Below are 19685 nucleotides of genomic sequence, written 5' to 3'. Positions count from 1 at the left end.
GAACGGGTGAAGGGGTGGGCACGCGTGTCCACCGGCGCGCGCACCGGTAACCTCGGCCCCATGGCCTCACGTACGTCCGGCAAGGGTTCCCAGAGCAAAGCGGGCACCGCGAAGGGCCGGACCGGCCGTACGGCGGCTCCGGCGAAGAAGGCGACTCCCGCACGGGTGCCCGCCGCCAAGAAGACGGCGGCCAAGCGGCCCCCCGCCCGGAAGGCGCCGGCCAAGCCCGCGCCCTCCCCGACCGGGGGCGTGGTGCGGCTGGTGCGCGCCCTGTGGCTGGGGTGCGCCCACGCCGTCGGTGCGGTGTTCCGCGGGATCGGCCAGGGCGCCAGGAACCTCGACCCGGCGCACCGCAAGGACGGCGTGGCCCTGCTGCTGCTCGCCCTGGCGCTGATCGTGGCCGCCGGCACCTGGTCCAACCTGAGCGGTCCCGTCGGGGACCTGGTCACCATGCTGGTCACCGGGGCCTTCGGGCGTCTCGACCTGCTCGTGCCGATCATCCTCGGCATCATGGCGGTACGTTTCATCCGCCACCCCGACCAGCCCGACGCCAACGGCCGCATCGGCATCGGCCTTTCCGCGCTCGCCGTCGGCGTGCTCGGCCTCGTGCACATCGCCTGCGGGGCGCCGGGCCGGGACGAGGGCACCACGGCCATGCAGAACGCGGGCGGGCTGATCGGCTGGGCCGCGTCCAAGCCGCTGATCTTCACCATGGGGGCGCCACTGGCGGTCCCGATGCTGGTGCTGCTCACGGTCTTCGGGCTGCTCGTGGTCACGGCGACCCCGGTCAACGCGATCCCGCAGCGGTTGCGCCGGCTCGGCATCCGGCTCGGGATCATCGAACCGAACGCGTACGACGAGGAGCTCGCGGAGGAGGCCGAAGGCGGCCCGGACCGCGCCGCCGGCCGCCGCGGCCGGCACGACCCCGAGCAGTGGCGGGCCCGCAGCGGCCGGGCCTCCGGGGCCGACCCGGTGGACGAGGCCGAGCAGGAGGCGCTCGCCCGCCGGCGCCGGCCGCGCAGGACCCCGGTCCGGCCCGCCGAGGAGCGGGAGATGGACGCCGTCGACGTGGCCGCCGCGGCCGCCGCGTCCTTCGAGGGCGTCGTGCTGGGCGGGATGCCGCCCTCGCCGGTGGTCGCCGACCTCACCCGGGGCATCTCCGGCACCCACGAGGGCGCGGAGACCACCACCCCCGTACCGCCCGCCCGCTCCGGAGGTCCGGCCGGCGGCCGGCCGGACGCCGACCCGCCGGCCCCCGGCCGGACCCCCGCGGCCTCCGCCGCCGAGCCGGACGGGGCCCCGCGCGACACCACCGCCGCGGCCTCCGGGACCCTGTCGGTGCCCGACCTGACCAAGGCGCCCCCGGAGCCCCAGCCGCTGCCGCCGCGCGCGGAGCAGCTCCAGCTGCGCGGGGACATCACGTACGGCCTGCCCTCGCTCGACCTGCTGGAGCGCGGCGGCCCCGGCAAGACGCGCAGCGCCGCCAACGACACCGTCGTCGACGCGCTGCGCAACGTCTTCTCCGAGTTCAAGGTCGACGCGGACGTCACCGGCTTCACCCGCGGCCCGACGGTCACCCGGTACGAGGTCACCCTCGGCGCGGCGGTCAAGGTCGAGCGGATCATCGCGCTGACCAAGAACATCGCGTACGCCGTGGCCAGCCCGGACGTCCGGATCATCAGCCCGATCCCGGGCAAGTCGGCGGTCGGCATCGAGATCCCGAACACCGACCGCGAGATGGTGAACCTGGGCGACGTCCTGCGGCTGGCGGAGTCCGCCGAGGACGACCACCCGATGCTGGTGGCGCTCGGCAAGGACGTCGAGGGCGGCTACGTCATGGCCAACCTGGCGAAGATGCCGCACGTGCTGGTCGCCGGCGCCACCGGCTCCGGCAAGTCCTCCTGCATCAACTGCCTGATCACCTCGATCATGGTCCGGGCCACCCCCGAGGACGTCCGGATGGTCCTCGTGGACCCCAAGCGGGTGGAGCTGACGGCGTACGAGGGCATCCCGCACCTGATCACGCCGATCATCACCAACCCCAAGCGGGCCGCCGAGGCCCTGCAGTGGGTCGTCCGCGAGATGGACCTGCGCTACGACGACCTGGCGGCCTTCGGCTACCGGCACATCGACGACTTCAACCGGGCCATCCGCGACGGCAAGATCAAACTGCCGCCGGGCAGCGAGCGGGAGCTCAACCCGTACCCGTACCTGCTGGTGATCGTGGACGAGCTCGCCGACCTGATGATGGTCGCCCCGCGGGACGTGGAGGACTCCATCGTCCGGATCACCCAGCTCGCCCGCGCCGCCGGCATCCACCTGGTGCTCGCCACCCAGCGGCCCTCGGTGGACGTGGTCACCGGTCTGATCAAGGCGAACGTTCCCTCGCGGCTCGCGTTCGCCACGTCCTCGCTCGCCGACAGCCGGGTCATCCTCGACCAGCCGGGCGCGGAGAAGCTCATCGGCAAGGGCGACGGCCTGTTCCTGCCCATGGGCGCCAACAAGCCCGTCCGCCTCCAGGGCGCCTTCGTCACGGAGGAGGAGGTGGCCAAGGTCGTGCAGCACTGCAAGGACCAGATGGCGCCCGTCTTCCGGGACGACGTCACGACCGGGCAGAAGCAGACGAGGGAGATCGACGAGGAGATCGGCGACGACCTGGACCTGCTGTGCCAGGCGGCGGAGCTGGTGGTCTCCACCCAGTTCGGCTCGACCTCGATGCTCCAGCGCAAGCTGCGGGTGGGCTTCGCCAAGGCCGGCCGGCTCATGGACCTCATGGAGTCGCGGGGCATCGTCGGCCCGAGCGAGGGTTCGAAGGCCCGTGACGTGCTGGTCAAGGCCGATGAGCTGGACGGAGTCCTCGCCGTCATCCGTGGGGAGGCCCAACCGTGATGATTCTGCGGGCAACCGTTTCCCCTGGGCCCACGTCTAGTTGAGCGAGTTGGCGGTGCCGTTCCCGAAGCCGCGTCACGGGGGCCGGGCCGCCGCCGCACCGCCGGATCCGCAACACCATTCGGATGGCGTACGGACTCCACCCCTCCGGTTGCTCCTCTCTTTCACCGCCCCCCTAGACTGGACGTCCAGCAGGTGGCTACACGCTCGAAAGGCGCCCTCGTGTCCATCGGCAACTCCAACTCCCCCGAAGATGAGCGGGCTTCGACCGGCGACGGATCCGAGGACCGCATCATCGACCGTACTTCCGAGGAGCCGTCCATCGGGACGGTGCTGAAGAAGGCCCGGATCGCCGCCGGGCTCACCGTCGACGAGGTCAGTTCCACCACCCGCGTGCGCATCCCGATCGTGCACGCGATCGAAGCTGACGATTTCACGCGCTGCGGCGGCGACGTCTACGCCCGCGGCCACATCCGCACGCTCGCGCGCGCCGTCCGCCTCGATCCGGCACCGCTGGTCGAGGCGTTCGACGCGGCCCACGGCGGCCGCCCGGCCCCCACGCCGGCTGCGCCGATGTTCGAAGCCGAGCGCATCCGTCCCGAGCGGCAGCGGCCCAACTGGACCGCGGCCATGGTCGCCGCCATCGTCGCCGTGATCGGCTTCGTCGCGTTCACCGCCTTCGGCGGCGGCAACGGCAAGGGCACCCATCCGGTGGCGGAGGGCTCCGCCGCCCCGAAGGCCGCGCCCAAGCAGTCCGCCGGCAAGCCGGCCGCACAGCCCCGGCAGGATCCGGTCCGCCCGGTCGCGCCCAAGCCGGAGCCCTCGGACAGCGCCGTCGCGGCCGCGCCCAAGGACCTCGTCACGGTCGCGATCACGGCCAACGACGGCGAGAGCTGGATCTCGGCCAAGGACCACAGCGGCAGGCTGCTCTTCGACGGAACGCTGGCCGCGGGCGAATCCAAGACCTTCACCGACAAGGAGTCCATCGATCTCGTCCTCGGCGACGCCGGGGTGGTCACGCTGTTCGTGAACGGCAAGGAGATCAAGGACGAATTCCGGTCGGGTCAGGTGGAACGTCTCACATACACCAAGGACGATCCCCGTCCCGGGGCGGCCCAGGCGGGCTGAGCAGCGCAGAATGCAAAATTCCGGATCCCCGGGGTGTCGTACGGCACCCCGGGGATCTTGGTTTACCGGGACTTGGGGCGGGGGTCGGCGTTTGGACAAAGTAGTCTTGAGTCCATGCCCGAACGCCGTACCGTCGCCCTTGTCACTCTTGGCTGCGCCCGTAACGAGGTGGACTCGGAGGAGCTCGCAGGCCGCTTGGCGGCGGATGGCTGGGAGCTCGTCGAGGACGCCGCCGATGCGGACGTCGCCGTCGTCAACACCTGTGGCTTCGTCGAAGCCGCGAAGAAGGACTCCGTAGACGCCCTGCTGGAGGCCAACGATCTGAAGGATCACGGCCGCACCCAGGCCGTCGTCGCCGTCGGCTGCATGGCCGAGCGCTACGGCAAGGAGCTCGCCGAGGCGCTCCCCGAAGCCGACGGCGTGCTCGGCTTCGACGACTACGCCGACATCTCCGACCGCCTCCAGACCATCCTCAGCGGAGGCGTCCACGCCTCCCACACCCCCCGCGACCGCCGCAAGCTGCTCCCGATCAGCCCGGCCGACCGCCAGCAGGCGGCCGACGTGGCCCTGCCCGGCCACGCCCAGGCGCCGGCCGCCGAGCCCGCCGAGGCCCCCGCCGACCTCCCCGAGGGCCTGGCCCCGGCCTCCGGGCCGCGCGCGCCGCTGCGCCGCCGCCTGGACAAGAGCCCGGTCGCCTCGGTCAAGCTGGCCTCCGGCTGCGACCGCCGCTGCTCCTTCTGCGCCATCCCGTCGTTCCGCGGCTCCTTCATCTCCCGCCGGCCCTCCGACGTGCTGGGCGAGACGCGCTGGCTCGCGGAGCAGGGCGTCAAGGAGGTCATGCTGGTCTCCGAGAACAACACCTCGTACGGCAAGGACCTCGGCGACATCCGCCTGCTGGAGACGCTGCTGCCCGAGCTGGCGGCCGTGGACGGCATCGAGCGCATCCGCGTCAGCTACCTCCAGCCCGCCGAGATGCGGCCGGGCCTGATCGACGTACTGACCTCGACCCCCAAGGTCGCCCCGTACTTCGACCTGTCCTTCCAGCACTCGGCCCCCGACGTGCTGCGCGCCATGCGCCGCTTCGGCGACACCGACCGGTTCCTGGAGCTGCTGGACACCATCCGCACCAAGGCCCCGCAGGCCGGCGTCCGGTCCAACTTCATCGTCGGCTTCCCCGGTGAGACCGAGGCCGACTTCGCGGAGCTGGAGCGCTTCCTCACCCACGCGCGGCTCGACGCCATCGGCGTCTTCGGCTACTCCGACGAGGAGGGCACCGAGGCCGTCACGTACGCGGACAAGCTCGACGAGGACACCATCGCCGAGCGGCTCGCCCACATGCAGATGCTCGCCGAGGAGCTCACCTCCCAGCGCGCGGAGGAGCGGATCGGGGAGACCCTCGAGGTGCTCGTCGAATCCGTCGAGGAGGTCGACGAGGACGGTGACGGCGCCTACGGCCGCGCCGCGCACCAGGCCCCCGAGACCGACGGCCAGGTCGTCTTCACGGACAGCACCGGTCTGGTGCCCGGCCGCATGGTGACGGCGAAGGTGGTCGGCACGCTGGGTGTCGACCTGGTGGCCGAGCCCCTGGGCCTTGAGGAGGCGGCGGGATGACAGGAGTCCCGGCATCTGCGGCGGGCGGGACCGGCCGCCGGCCCGTTCCCGGCGCGAAGCTGGGCGCTGCGGCGGTCGATCAGGCCAGCCTGTGGAACATCGCCAACATCCTGACGATGATCCGGCTCGTCCTGGTGCCGGGATTCGTCCTCCTGCTCCTCGCCGACGGCGGGTACGACCCGGTATGGCGCGCGCTGGCCTGGGCCGCGTTCGCGGTCGCCATGATCACGGACATCTTCGACGGGCACCTGGCCCGGACGTACAACCTGGTCACGGACTTCGGGAAGATCGCCGACCCCATCGCCGACAAGGCGATCATGGGGTCGGCACTGGTCTGTCTGTCCTGGCTGGGGGACCTTCCGTGGCTGGTGACCGGGGTGATCCTCGGACGTGAGCTGGGGATCACGCTGATGCGGTTCTGGGTGATCCGCTACGGGGTGATCCCGGCCAGCCGGGGCGGGAAGCTGAAGACCCTGTTCCAGGGCACCGCGGTCGGCATGTACGTGCTGGCCCTGACCGGGCCGCTGGCGACCCTGCGGTTCTGGGTGATGGCGGCCGCCGTGCTGCTGACCGTGGTCACCGGTTTGGATTACGTACGCCAGGCCGTGGTGCTGCGGCGCCGGGGTCTGGCCGCGGAGCGGGCCGCGAGGTGACAGAAGCGGTGGGGGGATCCGCAGGGGACCGGAGCGCGGTGCGCACCGGAGCGGATGCCGCCGTGCAGGGCGGCGGGGCCGGGGCGGCCGCGGCGGAGGCACTGCGCCTGCTCGCGGAGAGTGACCAGACGGTTGCGGTGGCGGAGTCGCTGACCGGGGGGATGGTGGCCGTCGAGCTGACGGCCGTACCCGGTGCATCCCGGTCGTTCCGCGGATCGGTCACGGCGTACGCCACCGAGCTGAAGCACCGCGTGCTGGGCGTGGACGCCGAGCTGCTCGCGGCCGAAGGCGCGGTGAACGCGCAGGTCGCGGGCCAGATGGCGGCGGGGGTACGGCGCGTGCTGGGCGCTTCGTGGGGAATCGCGACCACCGGGGTGGCCGGCCCCGACCCGCAGGACGGGCAGCCGGTGGGCACGGTTTTCGTCGCCGTGGCCGGTCCGGCGGACGAGAAAACCGCGGCACTGAGGTTGAACGGCTCCCGGGAGGAAATCCGTAGGGAGAGTACACGGACAGTGCTCGAACTCCTCTTGAGCGAACTCCGCGAGAATGTGCGGGGGCAGGATACGGAACAGAACGGGGGGATTTGATGTTTGCAGCCCTGAGTGAACACGACATCGCTCCCCGCACGGCCGCGGCGCGAGGCGGTACGGTGGGGCGTGAAGGATGCGGCTACACGGTCAGAGGAGGGAGCCACCGATGATTCTGCTCCGTCGCCTGCTGGGTGACGTGCTGCGTCGGCAGCGCCAGCGCCAGGGCCGTACTCTGCGCGAAGTCTCCTCGTCCGCCCGAGTTTCTCTCGGCTATCTTTCCGAGGTGGAGCGGGGGCAGAAGGAGGCGTCTTCCGAGCTGCTCTCCGCGATCTGCGACGCGTTGGACGTACGGATGTCCGAGCTGATGCGCGAGGTCAGCGACGAACTGTCGCTGGCGGAGCTGGCACAGTCGGCCGCGGCGAGCGAACCGGTGACGGTACCGGTCCGCCCGATGCTCGGTTCGGTGTCCGTGACCTCGGTCGCGGGCGGTCCGGAGCGGGTGACCATCAAGGCACCTGCGGAAGCGGTGAACGTCGTAGCCGCCTGAGCACGAGTGCGCGAGCCGTGACGGCATGAGCGTGGCCGGAGCCCCGGTCGGTGCGTGAGCACCGGCCGGGGCTCCCGGCCGTTCTGGGTGCGGGGGCGGCGGGCTTGCGGGAGGATGGTCGCAGTCCGTAGCGCGGCCACACCCCGGGAGGCAGCCGTGCGGCGATTACTTGTGCCCCTCGCGCTGGCGGCGGCCGTGCTGTGGTGCTGGGCGGTGCTGCGACTGGCCCTGGCGCCCGACGAGTCAGGCCCCCTGGAGGGGGCGGCGGCCGTGGGCGGCTGGGGACTCGGGCTGCTGCCCGTGCACTGCGCGCCGGAGCCGTCCCGGACCTCCCGGGCCGCCCGAGGCGCCCGGCTCACTACCAGGGCATCGACACCCCGCCGTTCGGACGCAGGATCTGACCCGTCATGAACGAGGAGGCGTCCGAGGCCAGGTAGAGCACGGCCCGGGCGATGTCCTCGGGTTCGCCGACCCGGCCGAGGGGGGACATCCGGACCATCACCGCCTCGGTCCGCTCCTGGACCTCCGGGCCGTGACGGGCGGTCATGGGGGTGCGGACCCAGCCCGGGGCGACGGCGTTGACCCGGATGCCGTGCGGGCCGGCCTCGGTGGCGAGGGTCCTGGTGAGTTGGACGACCGCGGCCTTGGCGGCGCTGTAGCAGAGCAGACCGGGTTGGGCGGCGTCGACGGCGCCGGACGCCATGGTGACGATCGAGCCGGGACGGCTGGCGGAGATCATGGAGCGGGCGGCCTCCTGGCAGGTGCGCCACACCCCCTTGAAGTTGACGTCCAGGACGCGGTCCAGGTCCTCGTCCGCCGTGTCCAGGACGCTGCTGGTGTGCATGATCCCGGCGATCGCGGCGGCGATGTCGAGTGGGCCCGCGGCGGCCACGGCCGCCCTGAGGGCGCCCCGGTCGGTGACGTCGAGGGGGTGTGCCACGGCCCGTCCGCCGGCCTCCGCGATCAGCTCGGCCGTCCGGGTCAGGCCCGCCGCGTCGCGGTCGGCGCAGTGTACGGCCGCGCCCGCGGACGCCAGCAGCAGGGCGGTGGCCCGGCCGATGCCGCCCGCGGCGCCGGTGACGAGGGCGGTGCGTCCGGTGAGGTCGTACGGGGCCGGGGGCGCGCTGGTGGGTGAGGGCATGCCGGGACCGTACGACCGGATCTGACGGGGCGTCAACTGTCGGGTGGTGATTGCGGGGCGGGCCCGGACTGGCAGCGGGGGCACCAGTAGGCCGGCCGCCCGTCCTGGAGGGCCTCGCGGACCGGGGTGCCGCAGCGCAGGCACGGGCGGTGGGTGCGGCCGTAGACGAAGAGCTCCTGTCCGGGGCGGCGGCTGCCGGTGGTGTTGCGGCCCCCGTGCTCGCCGGTGTTGGCGGAGAGCAGCCGCCGGGCGGCCTCGGCGAGCCGGACGGCGGTGGTCCCGGGGTCGGGGAGGGAGCCGACCGGGGTCCACGGGGTGACCTGGGCGAGGAAGCAGAGCTCGGCCTTGTAGACGTTGCCGACGCCGGCCAGGTTGCGCTGGTCGAGCAGGGCCTCGCCGAGGGGGCGCTCGGGGACCGCGAGCAGGTTGGCGGCGGCCCGGGCGGCGTCCCAGTCGGGGCCGAGGAGATCGGGGCCCAGGTGGCCGACGGCCCGGCCCTCGTCGGCGGTGCGGAGGAGTTCGACGACCGGGAGGCGGTAGCCGACGGCGGTGTGGTCCGCGGTGCCGAGGACGGCACGGATCTCGTGGGCGGGTCCGCCGTGCCAGGGCCGGCCGGCGGCGAAGACGCGCCAGGCGCCGTCCATGCGCAGGTGGGTGTGGAGGGTGAGGCCCCCCTCGAACCGGGCGAGGAGGTGCTTGCCGCGCGGCACGACCTCCAGGGTGGTGCGCCCGGTGAGGTCGGTCGTGGCCAGGCGCGGGACGCGCAGGTCCCAGCGGGTGAGCTCGCGGCCGGCCAGGGCGGTGTGCAAGCGGGCGGCCGCCCGCCAGACGCTGTCTCCTTCGGGCATGGCCCCATTGTGGCCCGCGCGGCGGCGTGGCACCGGGCGGGCGGGGGGAACGGGGCGAGCCCCTGCGACGGGGTGCCGTCGCAGGGGCTCGGTGTGTCGGTGTGGCTGCCGTCGGGTCCGGTGCGGGCCGGTGGTGGGACGGTGGTGGGCCGCCCGGCTCCTCTCGGCCTCTCGACCCGTGGGCCGCTTACTTCCAGACGAGGCCCTTGCCCTTGCTCAGGGAGTTGTACGGGTCGCCCCAGTACTCGGCCCCGGAGACCTTGGTGTCGGCCGAGGGCGCCAGCGCGACCGCACAGCCGGTCTGGGTCTGGCCGTTGGTGAAGCCCTTCGGCAGGGACTCGGCCGGGCACTTGTCGAACTTGCCTATGACGGCCAGCTTGCCCGCCTCGGAGCCGTCGCCGAGCAGGCCCTTGATGTGGCCGACGGAGGCGAAGGAGAGGTCGGTGGTGCCGACGTTCTTCACCGAGTAGCGGATGTAGTAGGGAACCTTGCCCTTGACCTGGTCGCCGAGCTTGAAGACCTCCAGGTCGGCCGGGTTGCCCTGCTCGATCGCGGTGACGGTGAGGGCGATCGTGCCGCCCTTGGTGCTGCCGTAGTCGAACGGGACGGTCGCCGTCTCGCCGAGCTTGAACTGCTGGCCGGACTTGGCCTGGCCGGCCGCACCCGCGGCGGGCGCGCTGGAGCCGTAGCCGGACGGGGAGCTCGGGGCCGCGCTGCTGGGCTGCTCGGCCGGGGCGGCCGGCGCGGACGAGGCCGGGGCGGACGGCGCGGCGGGGATCTCCTCGTTGCCGTTCTTGCAGCCCGTCAGGCTCAGCGTGCCCGCAACCGCCAGACCGATGACGCCCGTCGTGGTCCGTCGCATGGTGCTCATTCTTCTCTTCCCCCATGTAGGTGCTGTTTCGGTGCGGCATCGTCAGGAGTGATGCCTGCCTGGATCTTGATAGTCCAGAAACGATCAGTCATGCCAGCCGGACCGGGCTCCGTGACATGCCCAATACATAAGCGCGACGTAAGCGCAATGGTCGGTACGGCTCCGCAGCTTTATGCCGGCCTCACTCGTGGCGCTTCGGCGCACCTCAGTGCCGCAGTCGCAGGCCCCGCGGAGTGGCGTGGAAGCCCGCCGCCTCAAGAACCGGGCCCAGTGGGGACGTCAGTGCCGGGGCCGCATTGATCCGCTCCACCGTCAGTGCCGGCAGCGTGCCCGCACGGGAGGCCTCCGCCAGCGCGGCCGTCGCCGCCGCCAGCCGCGGATCCTCCGCCGGCGGCCACGCCAGCAGCGTCCTGCCCCCGCGCTCCAGGTACAGCGTCAGCTCGCCGTCGACCAGAACCACCAGGGAGCCCGCCTTCCGGCCCGGCTTGTGCGAGGCCCCCGCCGGCGGCTCCGGCCAGGGCAGCGCCGCCCCGTACGCGTTCGCCGGGTCCGCGGCCGCCAGCACGACCGCCGCCAGCGGCGGGGGGTTCCGCTCCGCCGACCGCAGCCGGTCCACCGCACCGTCCATCGCGAACTGGGCCGCGCCCAGCCCCTCCACCACGTAGCCGCGGCGGGCCTGGCCGCTGTCCTCGAACGCCGACAGGACCCGGTACACGGCGCTGAAGCCGCCCGCCACGCCCTCGGCGGCCACCGCGCCCCGGGTGACCACCCCGTGCCGGTCCAGCAGCGTGCGGGCCAGCGCGTGCGCCCGGTGCGTCGGGTCCGCGGCCCGGCCGGGCAGCAGTGACCAGCGCCCCGACACCGTCGGCGGCCCCGGCCGGGACACCTGCCCGCCGAGCGTGCCGTACCGCCCGCGCGGCACCGTGCGCCGGGCGCGGTGCGCGGTGGCCCCCGCGGTACGGCCGGAACCCAACAGGGAACGCAGCGGGGCCAGGGAGTCGTTCGTCAGCCGGCCGGACCAGGCCAGGTCCCAGACGGCCTCGGACAGTTCGAGGTCGGTGGCCTCCGGATGCCCTGCGCGGACCGACTGGGCCAGCTGCCGGAAGAACAGGCCGTACCCGCCCGACAGCGCGTCGAGGACCGCCTGGTGCAGGGGCGTCAGCTCCAGCGGGTGCGGCTCGGGCAGCAGCAGCGGCGCCGCGTCCGCCAGGTACAGCGAGACCCAGCCGTCCTTGCCCGGCAGCGCCCCGGCCCCCGCCCACACCACCTCACCGGTCGTGGTCAGCTCGTCCAGCAGGGTCGGCGCGTACCCCGCCACCCGGGACGGCAGGACCAGCCGCTCCAGCGCCGAGGCCGGCACCGGCGCGCCCTGCAACTGCTCGACCGCCCGGGCCAGGCCGTCGATGCCGCGCAGCCCCCCGCCCAGGTGCTGCCACTGCGGCAGGAAGGTGGCCAGCGAGGCGGGCGGTACGGGCTCCAGCTCCTGGCGCAGCGCGGCCAGCGAACGCCGGCGCAGCCTGCGCAGCACGGCCGCGTCGCACCACTCCTGGCCGATGCCCGCCGGGTGGAACTCGCCCTGCACGACCCGGCCGGCCGCCGCCAGCCGCTGCAGCGCACCCTCGGTGACCGCCGCGCCCAGCCCGAAGCGGGTCGCGGCGGCCGCCGTGGTGAACGGGCCGTGCGTGCGCGCGTACCGGGCCAGGAGGTCGCCGAGCGGGTCCTTGACCGGCTCGGTGAACGCCTCCGGCACCCCGACCGGCAGCGCCGTGCCCAGCGCGTCGCGCAGTCGCCCCGCGTCCTCGACCGCCGCCCAGTGCTCCGCCCCGCCGATCCGCACCCGGATGGCCCGCCGGGCGTCCGCGAGCTCCTGCGGCCAGGCCGGGTCGGCGCCCCGCTCGACCAGCTCGGCGCCGGTCAGCGGCCCCAGCAGCCGCAGCAGGTCCGCGACCGACTCCGCGTCCTTGGCCCGCCGGTCCTCGGTGCGCCACTGCAGCTCCCGCTCCAGCTCCGCCAGCACCTCGGCGTCCAGCAGCTCGCGCAGCTCCGCCTGGCCGAGCAGCTCCGCCAGCAGCCGGGAGTCCAGCGACAGCGCGGCCGCCCTGCGCTCCGCGAGTGGCGAGTCCCCCTCGTACAGGAACTGGGCGACGTACCCGAACAGCAGCGACCGGGCGAACGGCGACGGCTCGGGGGTGGTCACCTCCACCAGGCGGACCCGCCGGGACTCGATGTCCCCCATCAACTCCGTCAGGCCCGGCACGTCGAAGACGTCCTGCAGGCATTCCCGTACGGCCTCCAGCACGATCGGGAACGACCCGAACTCCGAGGCCACCTGGAGCAGCTGGGAGGCGCGCTGGCGCTGCTGCCACAACGGCGTGCGCCGGCCCGGGTTGCGGCGCGGCAGCAGCAGGGCGCGCGCCGCGCACTCCCGGAAGCGGGAGGCGAACAGGGCGGAACCGCCCACCTCGTCCGTGACGATCCCGCCGACCTCGCCGTGGTCGAAGACCACGTCCGCCGCGCCCAGCGGGGCCTGCCCCTCGTCGAACTCGAAGGAGCGGACGGCGGCCGGATCGTGGTCCAGCAGGTCCATCGACAGCAGGTCCGCGTCCGGCAGCCGCAGCACGATGCCGTCGTCGGCATGCATGACCTGCGCGTCCATGCCGTACCGCTCGGCGAGCCGCGCCCCGAGGGCCAGCGCCCACGGGGCGTGCACCTGCGCCCCGAACGGGGAGTGCACCACGACCCGCCAGTCGCCCAGCTCGTCGCGGAACCGCTCGACCACGACCGTCCGGTCGTCCGGCACGTGCCCGCAGGCCTCCCGCTGCTCCGCCAGGTACGCCAGCACGTTCTCCGCGGCCCAGCCGTCCAGCCCCGCCGCCAGCAGCCGCAGCCGCGCGTCCTGCGCGGACAGCGCGCCCAGCTCCCGCAGGAACGCGCCCACCGCACGGCCCAGTTCGAGGGGGCGGCCCAGCTGGTCGCCCTTCCAGAACGGCAGCCGGCCCGGCACCCCGGGCGCGGGGGACACCAGCACCCGGTCGCGGGTGATGTCCTCGATCCGCCACGAGGTGGTGCCCAGGGTGAACACGTCGCCCACCCGGGACTCGTACACCATCTCCTCGTCGAGCTCGCCGACCCGGCCGCCGCCCTTCTTCGGGTCGGCCCCCGCCAGGAACACGCCGAACAGCCCGCGGTCGGGAATGGTGCCGCCCGACGTGACCGCCAGGCGCTGCGCCCCCGGCCGGCCCGTGACGGTGCCTGCGACCCGGTCCCACACGACCCGCGGCCGGAGCTCGGCGAACGCGTCCGACGGGTAGCGGCCCGCCAGCATGTCCAGCACCCCGGTGAACGCCGACTCCGGCAGCGCCGCGAACGGCGCGGCCCGCCGCACCAGGGCCAGCAGCTCGTCCAACTGCCAGGTGTCCATCGCGGTCATCGCCACCAGCTGCTGCGCCAGCACGTCCAGCGGGTTCGACGGGATGCGCAGCGACTCGATGCCCCCGGTGCGCATCCGCTCGGTGACCACCGCCGCCTGCACCAGGTCGCCGCGGTACTTGGGGAAGACGACCCCCCTGGAGACCGCGCCCACCTGGTGCCCGGCCCGGCCCACCCGCTGCAGCCCCGAGGCCACCGAAGGCGGGGACTCCACCTGCACCACCAGGTCGACGGCGCCCATGTCGATGCCCAGCTCCAGGCTGGACGTGGCGACCACGGCGGGCAGCCGGCCCGCCTTCAGGTCCTCCTCCACCAGCGCCCGCTGCTCCTTGGACACCGAGCCGTGATGGGCGCGGGCCAGCAGCGGCGGGGCCCCCTGCGCGGCACCCGACTGGGCCATGATCTGGGCCGGCGGCGGCCCCTCGGACAGCTGCTCGCCCGTCGCGCGCTCGTACGCGATCTCGTTGAGCCGGTTGCACAGCCGCTCCGCGAGACGGCGGGAGTTGGCGAACACGATCGTCGAGCGGTGCGCCTGGACCAGGTCGGCGATCCGCTCCTCCACGTGCGGCCAGATCGACGGCCTGTCGCCGCCCTCCCGGTCCTCCGTGGCGGGGGAGCCGCCCAACTCGCCCATGTCCTCGACCGGTACGACCACCGACAGGTCGAACTCCTTGGCCGAGGGCGGCTGCACGATCTCCACCCGGCCGCGCGGCGCCAGGTAGCGGGCCACCTCCTCCACCGGCCGGACCGTCGCCGACAGCCCGATCCGGCGCGCCGGGCGCGGCAGCAGCTCGTCCAGCCGCTCCAGGGACAGTGCCAGGTGCGCCCCGCGCTTGGTCCCCGCCACCGCGTGCACCTCGTCCAGGATCACCGTCTCGACGCCGGCGAGCGCCTCCCGCGTCGCCGACGTCAGCATCAGGAACAGCGACTCGGGCGTGGTGATCAGGATGTCCGGCGGCCGGTTCGCCAGCCCGCGCCGTTCGGCGGCCGGGGTGTCGCCCGAGCGGATCCCGACCCGGACGTCCGGCTCGGGCAGGCCCAGGCGGACCGACTCCTGCCGGATCCCGGTCAGCGGGCTGCGCAGGTTCCGCTCCACGTCGACCGCGAGGGCCTTCAGCGGGGACACGTACAGCACCCGGCAGCGCTTCTTCGGCTCGGCCGGCACGGGCTCGGCCGCCAGCCGGTCCAGGGCGGCGAGGAACGCGGCCAGCGTCTTGCCGGAGCCGGTGGGCGCCACGACCAGCACGTCCGAGCCCTCCCCGATGGCCCGCCAGGCCCCCTCCTGGGCGGCGGTGGGCCCGGGGAAGGCCCCCGAGAACCAGGAGCGGGTCGCGGGGGAGAACGCGTCGAGCGCAGAGCCGGCCATGCCCCCATCCTGCACCCCGGCACCGACAACGGGCCCCGACCAGGGCCGATGCCCCCGCGGGGCCCCGTCGAGCGGCGGGGAGGCGACGCACGGGCCCGGCCGGGCGGGGCGCAGAATGGGGGAATGGCGGACGGCGGCGGGGACAGGGAGTGGGCACGGCACTGGCAGTACGAGGAACTGCCCGGCCTGGACCTGCTGCGAGCCCACTACATCCGCCACGCCTTTCCGCGCCACGCCCACGACGGGTACGTGATCGCCGCCGTCACCGGCGGCATCGAGGAGGTCGGCCTGCCCGGGGGCACCGTCCACGCGGGACCCGGCAGCGTCGTCCTGATCAACCCCGAGGTGCCGCACACCGCCCGCGCCGGGGCCCCCGAGGGCTGGGCGTACGCCACGCTCTACCCGTCCCGGGAGCTGATCGCCGACGTGGCCGCCGAGATCGCCGGGCTGCGCGGCACCCCCGGCTTCACCGTCGACTCGGTCGCCGACCCGCAGACCTCGCACACCATCACCGAGATCCACCGGGCCGCCGAGGAGGGCAACGCCCTCGCCGCCGACACCCTGCTGCGCACCGCCGTGGCGCGGATCCTGACCCGGCACGCCGGGCCGCTGCCCGCCCGGACGGCCCGGACCGCCGGAGCCTCGGACGCGGCGCGGGCCCGCGCGGTGCTCCAGGAGCGGATGGCGGAGCCGCCGTCGCTGGAGCAGCTGGCCACGGAACTCGGAACCAGCCCGTTCGCCCTGCTGAGGGCCTTCCGGGAGCGGTACGGGATGCCGCCGCACACCTGGCTGACCGACGCGAGGGTCAGGCGGGCGCGCCGGCTGCTGGACGCGGGCACGGCCCCGGCCGAGGCGGCCGCCGCCGTCGGCTTCACCGACCAGCCGCACCTCAACCGGCACTTCACCCGCATCGTGGGGGTGACGCCGGGGGCCTACCGGCGGGAGCGGCGGGCCGGGTAGCGCGCGGGGCCGCCGCCTGCAAGAACGTACAAGACCGGGCTGGGCCGTCCTGCGTACGGTCGCGGCGTGGGAGAACATCAGACAGTCATACGAGAGACGCGGGAGGCCCCCGAGGAGGTCGCCGGGCGGCCCCGCGCCGCCGTCGTGCGGGACGCCCTCGGAGTGGGGGTGGCCGTCGGCCTGTCCGGCTTCGCGTTCGGGGTGACCGCGGCCGGGTCCGGGCTCAGCGCCCTGCAGGCGGGCGCACTGAGCCTGCTGGTGTTCACCGGCGCCTCGCAGTTCGCGCTGGTCGGGGCACTGGCAGCGGGCGGGAACCCGTTCACGGCCGCCGCCGGGGCCTTCTTCCTCGGCACCCGGAACGCCTTCTACGGGCTGCGCCTGTCGCAGCTGCTCGCGCTGCCCCGGGCCGCGAAGCCGTTCGCCGCCCACTGGGTGATCGACGAGACCACCGCCGTGTCGCTGGCCCAGCCCGACCGCAGGTCGGCGCGGCTCGGGTTCACCGTGACCGGGCTGGCCCTCTTCGTCCTGTGGAACCTCACCACCGTGCTGGGCGCGCTCGGCGCCGAGGCCATCGGGGACACGGCCGCCTGGGGGCTGGACGCCGCCGGACCCGCCGTCTTCCTCGCGCTGCTCGCGCCGATGCTGAAGAGCACCACCGAGCGGGCCGTCGCCGCGCTCGCGCTCGTCCTCGGGCTGGGCCTGCTGCCCTTCCTGCCCGCCGGACTGCCGGTGCTCGTCGCCGCGCTCGCCGCTCCCGCGGTCCTCTGGCTGAAGGGACGACGCCCGTGAACGTGTGGATCGCCATCGCGCTGACCGCCGTCGGCTGCTACGCCGTCAAACTGGCCGGGCTCCTGGTGCCCGCCGGAGCGTTGGAGCGGCCGCTCGTGCGCCGGCTCGCCGAGCTGCTGCCGGTCGCCCTGCTGGCCGCGCTCACCGCCCAGCAGACCTTCGCCACCGGGCAGGAGGTGGTCCTCGACGCGCGGGCGGCCGGGCTCGTCGCCGCGGGGCTGGCGCTGGTGCTGCGGGCGCCCTTCCTCGTGGTGGTCGGCGCCGCCGTCGCGGTCACCGCGGCGGTGCGGGCCCTGGGCGGATAGCGCCTCCCGGGAGCCGCCAGCAGGAGCCGCCCCCGGGTGCACCGCGGCGGGCGGGATACTGGGTGCATGCGTCTGACGATTTTCTGGGAGCGGATGGCCGAGCACTTCGGCGCGGGCTACGCGGACTCCTTCGCACGGGACCACGTCATGTCGGAGCTCGGCGGGCGCACCGTCCACCAGGCACTGGAGGCCGGCTGGGAGGCCAAGGACGTGTGGCGCGCCGTGTGCGCGGCGATGGACGTCCCGGCCTCGCTGCGCTGAGTACGGGCCCACCCGTTTCCCCGTACGGGCGCCGGGTGGGCCAGACTGGGCCGCGTGGCAGCCACCGATGAGACGACCCAGCACACCGAGCCGGCCGACCGCGCCGCGCAGGCCGAACGGGCCGAACGGAGCGAACGGGCCGGGACGCCCGACGCGGCCGAACCCGCCGACCGGGTGGGGCCCGCGGGCGCGAGGGGACCTGCCGACCGGATGCCGCGCTGGCTGCCCCGCGCCGTCCTCCTCGTCCTGGGCCTGGTCGCCTGCTACCAGCTCGGCAGCTGGGCCTTCCACCAGCTGATCGGGCTGCTCGTCAACATCCTGATCGCGTTCTTCCTGGCCCTCGCGATCGAACCGGCCGTGTCAAGGATGGCGGCCCGCGGCATGCGCCGCGGGCTCGCCACCTTCCTGGTGTTCCTCGGGGTGCTCGTCGCCGCGGTCGGCTTCGTCGTCCTGCTCGGCTCGATGCTCGCCGGGCAGATCGTCGACATGGTGGAGGGCTTCCCGCGCTATCTCGACTCCGTGATCAACACGATCAACGCGACCTTCCACACCGAGCTGTCCCGCCTGGAGATCCAGGACAGCCTGCTGCGCTCGGACTGGCTGCAGAAGTACGTACAGGACAGCGCGAGCGGCGTGCTCGACGTGTCCGCCACCGTGCTCGGCGGGCTCTTCCGCCTGCTGACCGTCGGGCTCTTCTCGTTCTACTTCGCCGCGGACGGGCCGCGGCTGCGGCGCGCACTGTGCTCGGTGCTGCCCCCGGCGAAGCAGTCGGAGGTGCTGCGCGCCTGGGAGATCGCCGTCGCCAAGACCGGCGGCTACCTCTACTCGCGCGGGCTGATGGCCCTGGCCTCCGGGATCGCCCACTACGTGGTCTTCGCGGTGCTGGGCGTGCCGTACGCGCCGGCGCTCGCGGTGTGGGTGGGGCTGGTCTCCCAGTTCATCCCCACCATCGGCACCTACCTGGCCGGCGCGCTGCCCACGCTGATCGCCTTCACCGTCAACCCCTGGTACGCGCTGTACGTCCTTGGGTTCGTCGTGGTCTACCAGCAGTTCGAGAACTACGTGCTGCAGCCCAAACTGACCTCGCGGAGCGTGGACATCCACCCGGCGGTGGCCTTCGGGTCGGTCATCGCGGGGACCGCCCTGCTGGGCGCGGTCGGGGCGCTCATCGCGATCCCGGCCGTCGCCACCCTGCAGGCCTTCCTCGGCGCGTACGTCAAGCGGTACGCGCTGACGGAGGAGGCAGACGCCGCTACTCCTCCTTCCCGCCGTCCGGGCCGAGTACGGCTGCCAGGGCGTCGCTGACGGCCGCTTCCACGGTGGGCTTCTCCAGGCCGAGACCGCTCAGCACGCCCTCGCCGTGCTCCAGCTCCAGGAGCGCGAGCAGGATGTGCTCGGTCCCGACGTAGTCGTGGCCGAGGCGCAGGGCCTCCCGGAACGTCAGCTCCAGGGCCTTCTTGGCGGAGGCGTCGAAGGGCACCAGGTCGGGCACGGTGCCGTCGGTCGCGGGGGGCAGGGTGGCGGTGGCCGCGGCGCGTACGGCGTCCGGGGCGACGCCCTGGGAGCGCAGGGCGAGGACCGCGAGTCCCTCGTCCTCGGCCAGCAGGCCGAGGACGAGGTGCTCGGTGCGGATCTCGGTGTTCCCCGCGGCGCGGGCCTCGCGCTGCGCCGACACGACGACGTTGCGGGCGCGCGGGGTGAAGCGGCCGAAGCCCTGGTTGGACTGGAAGTCGCTGCCCTCGCCCTCCTTGTCGGCCTTGGGCACGAAGCGCTTCTGGGCGGCCTGGCGGGTGACGCCCATGCTGCGGCCGATGTCGGTCCAGGAGGCGCCGGAGCGGCGGGCCTGGTCGACGAAGTGGCCGATGAGGTGGTCCGCGACGTCGCCGAGGTGCTCGGCGACGACGACGGCGCCGCTGAGCTGGTCGAGGGCGTCGGGGTGGGACTTCTTGATGGCCTCGATGAGGTCGTCGAGGCGTACCGGGTTGGTCATGCGAACGGGTTCCTCTGAAGGGTTCGTCATGAGTGCAACCGTAGGTTGACAGTCGAGGGGGTGTCAACCGTGGGTTGTCACTTCTGTCCGCCTGGCCGATATGGAGGTGCGACGTGGCCGGTTCGGTAGCCGGTGCCGGTCCCGCCGCGCCGGGGTCGGCCTCGCCTTCTCCGGGGGCGGACTCCGGCTGCCGGGTGTGTGACCGGGCACAGCGGGCGGCCCGTGCGGGCCGGTCGCGGAGCTCTGCTCGGCCGGTCGGTATGCCCGGTCGCGAGATGAAATGCCCGGTCGTAGCGCTGCCCGCTGCGGCGGCAGGGTCCGGCTTGACAGGGAAATCGAACATCCATTCTGATGGGTTATCCACAGC

Annotated in this window: 16 protein-coding genes; 11 read left to right on the top strand and 5 right to left on the bottom strand. The window is 73.8% G+C overall.

Annotated elements, in window-relative coordinates:
- Nucleotides 1-60 precede the first annotated feature (60 nt).
- The 6 genes from ACSHWO_RS09730 (at nucleotide 61) to ACSHWO_RS09705 (ending at nucleotide 7358) form a co-directional block, all read left to right on the top strand.
- Nucleotides 61-2889, top strand: coding sequence for a DNA translocase FtsK (locus ACSHWO_RS09730; protein WP_438311197.1), 2829 nt, complete (start codon nucleotides 61-63; stop codon nucleotides 2887-2889).
- A 222-nt stretch (nucleotides 2890-3111) separates the two neighbouring features.
- A complete protein-coding gene (locus ACSHWO_RS09725) occupies nucleotides 3112-4017 on the top strand; it encodes a RodZ domain-containing protein (protein WP_438311195.1) in 906 nt (301 codons plus the stop codon).
- 114 nt (nucleotides 4018-4131) lie between these two features.
- Complete coding sequence (gene rimO, locus ACSHWO_RS09720; protein WP_361101138.1) at nucleotides 4132-5628, top strand: 30S ribosomal protein S12 methylthiotransferase RimO; 1497 nt, start codon at nucleotides 4132-4134, stop codon at nucleotides 5626-5628.
- A complete protein-coding gene (gene pgsA, locus ACSHWO_RS09715) occupies nucleotides 5625-6281 on the top strand; it encodes a CDP-diacylglycerol--glycerol-3-phosphate 3-phosphatidyltransferase (protein WP_361101141.1) in 657 nt (218 codons plus the stop codon). Before rimO ends, pgsA begins: the two co-directional genes overlap by 4 nt.
- Before the next feature lie 38 nt (nucleotides 6282-6319).
- On the top strand, nucleotides 6320-6868 hold the full coding sequence (locus ACSHWO_RS09710) for a CinA family protein (protein ID WP_438311192.1): 549 nt from the start codon (nucleotides 6320-6322) through the stop codon (nucleotides 6866-6868).
- A gap of 109 nt (nucleotides 6869-6977) precedes the next feature.
- Entirely contained in the window at nucleotides 6978-7358 is a 381-nt protein-coding gene (locus tag ACSHWO_RS09705) for a helix-turn-helix domain-containing protein (RefSeq protein ID WP_361101144.1), read from the top strand.
- Between the two features lie 358 nt (nucleotides 7359-7716).
- Here ACSHWO_RS09705 and ACSHWO_RS09700 read toward each other — a convergent pair whose 3' ends face one another.
- The 4 genes from ACSHWO_RS09700 to ACSHWO_RS09685 form a co-directional block, all read right to left on the bottom strand.
- A complete protein-coding gene (locus ACSHWO_RS09700) occupies nucleotides 7717-8499 on the bottom strand; it encodes an SDR family NAD(P)-dependent oxidoreductase (protein ID WP_438311190.1) in 783 nt (260 codons plus the stop codon).
- A 32-nt stretch (nucleotides 8500-8531) separates the two neighbouring features.
- A complete protein-coding gene (locus ACSHWO_RS09695; RefSeq protein WP_438311188.1) occupies nucleotides 8532-9347 on the bottom strand; it encodes an Fpg/Nei family DNA glycosylase in 816 nt (271 codons plus the stop codon).
- A 187-nt stretch (nucleotides 9348-9534) separates the two neighbouring features.
- Complete coding sequence (locus ACSHWO_RS09690; RefSeq protein ID WP_361101156.1) at nucleotides 9535-10218, bottom strand: hypothetical protein; 684 nt, start codon at nucleotides 10216-10218, stop codon at nucleotides 9535-9537.
- 205 nt (nucleotides 10219-10423) lie between these two features.
- Nucleotides 10424-15013, bottom strand: coding sequence for an ATP-dependent helicase (locus tag ACSHWO_RS09685; protein WP_438311186.1), 4590 nt, complete (start codon nucleotides 15011-15013; stop codon nucleotides 10424-10426).
- A gap of 123 nt (nucleotides 15014-15136) precedes the next feature.
- On the opposite strand from ACSHWO_RS09685, the gene ACSHWO_RS09680 reads away from it, so the two are divergent.
- The 5 genes from ACSHWO_RS09680 to ACSHWO_RS09660 all read left to right on the top strand — a co-directional run bounded on the left by ACSHWO_RS09680 (nucleotide 15137) and on the right by ACSHWO_RS09660 (nucleotide 18633).
- On the top strand, nucleotides 15137-15973 hold the full coding sequence (locus tag ACSHWO_RS09680; RefSeq protein ID WP_361101162.1) for an AraC family transcriptional regulator: 837 nt from the start codon (nucleotides 15137-15139) through the stop codon (nucleotides 15971-15973).
- A gap of 87 nt (nucleotides 15974-16060) precedes the next feature.
- On the top strand, nucleotides 16061-16762 hold the full coding sequence (locus tag ACSHWO_RS09675) for an AzlC family ABC transporter permease (protein WP_361101189.1): 702 nt from the start codon (nucleotides 16061-16063) through the stop codon (nucleotides 16760-16762).
- Nucleotides 16759-17067, top strand: coding sequence for an AzlD domain-containing protein (locus ACSHWO_RS09670; RefSeq protein ID WP_361101165.1), 309 nt, complete (start codon nucleotides 16759-16761; stop codon nucleotides 17065-17067). The genes ACSHWO_RS09675 and ACSHWO_RS09670 overlap by 4 nt, the downstream gene beginning before the upstream one ends.
- 66 nt (nucleotides 17068-17133) lie before the next feature.
- Nucleotides 17134-17328, top strand: coding sequence for a DUF3046 domain-containing protein (locus ACSHWO_RS09665; protein WP_179176983.1), 195 nt, complete (start codon nucleotides 17134-17136; stop codon nucleotides 17326-17328).
- Between the two features lie 210 nt (nucleotides 17329-17538).
- On the top strand, nucleotides 17539-18633 hold the full coding sequence (locus ACSHWO_RS09660; protein ID WP_361101192.1) for an AI-2E family transporter: 1095 nt from the start codon (nucleotides 17539-17541) through the stop codon (nucleotides 18631-18633).
- Here ACSHWO_RS09660 and ACSHWO_RS09655 read toward each other — a convergent pair.
- Nucleotides 18581-19348 carry a Clp protease N-terminal domain-containing protein gene (locus ACSHWO_RS09655; RefSeq protein ID WP_438311183.1) on the bottom strand — a complete coding sequence of 256 codons (768 nt, stop codon included), beginning with the start codon at nucleotides 19346-19348 and terminating at the stop codon, nucleotides 18581-18583. The two genes, ACSHWO_RS09660 and ACSHWO_RS09655, sit on opposite strands and share 53 nt — an antisense overlap.
- Between the last annotated feature and the right edge of the window lie 337 nt (nucleotides 19349-19685).

Source organism: Streptomyces pallidus (ex Mingjun et al. 2026), assembly GCF_051550185.1.
Classification (GTDB): Bacteria; Actinomycetota; Actinomycetes; order Streptomycetales; family Streptomycetaceae; genus Streptomyces.
This window is presented reverse-complemented; position numbering and strand designations above follow the sequence as displayed.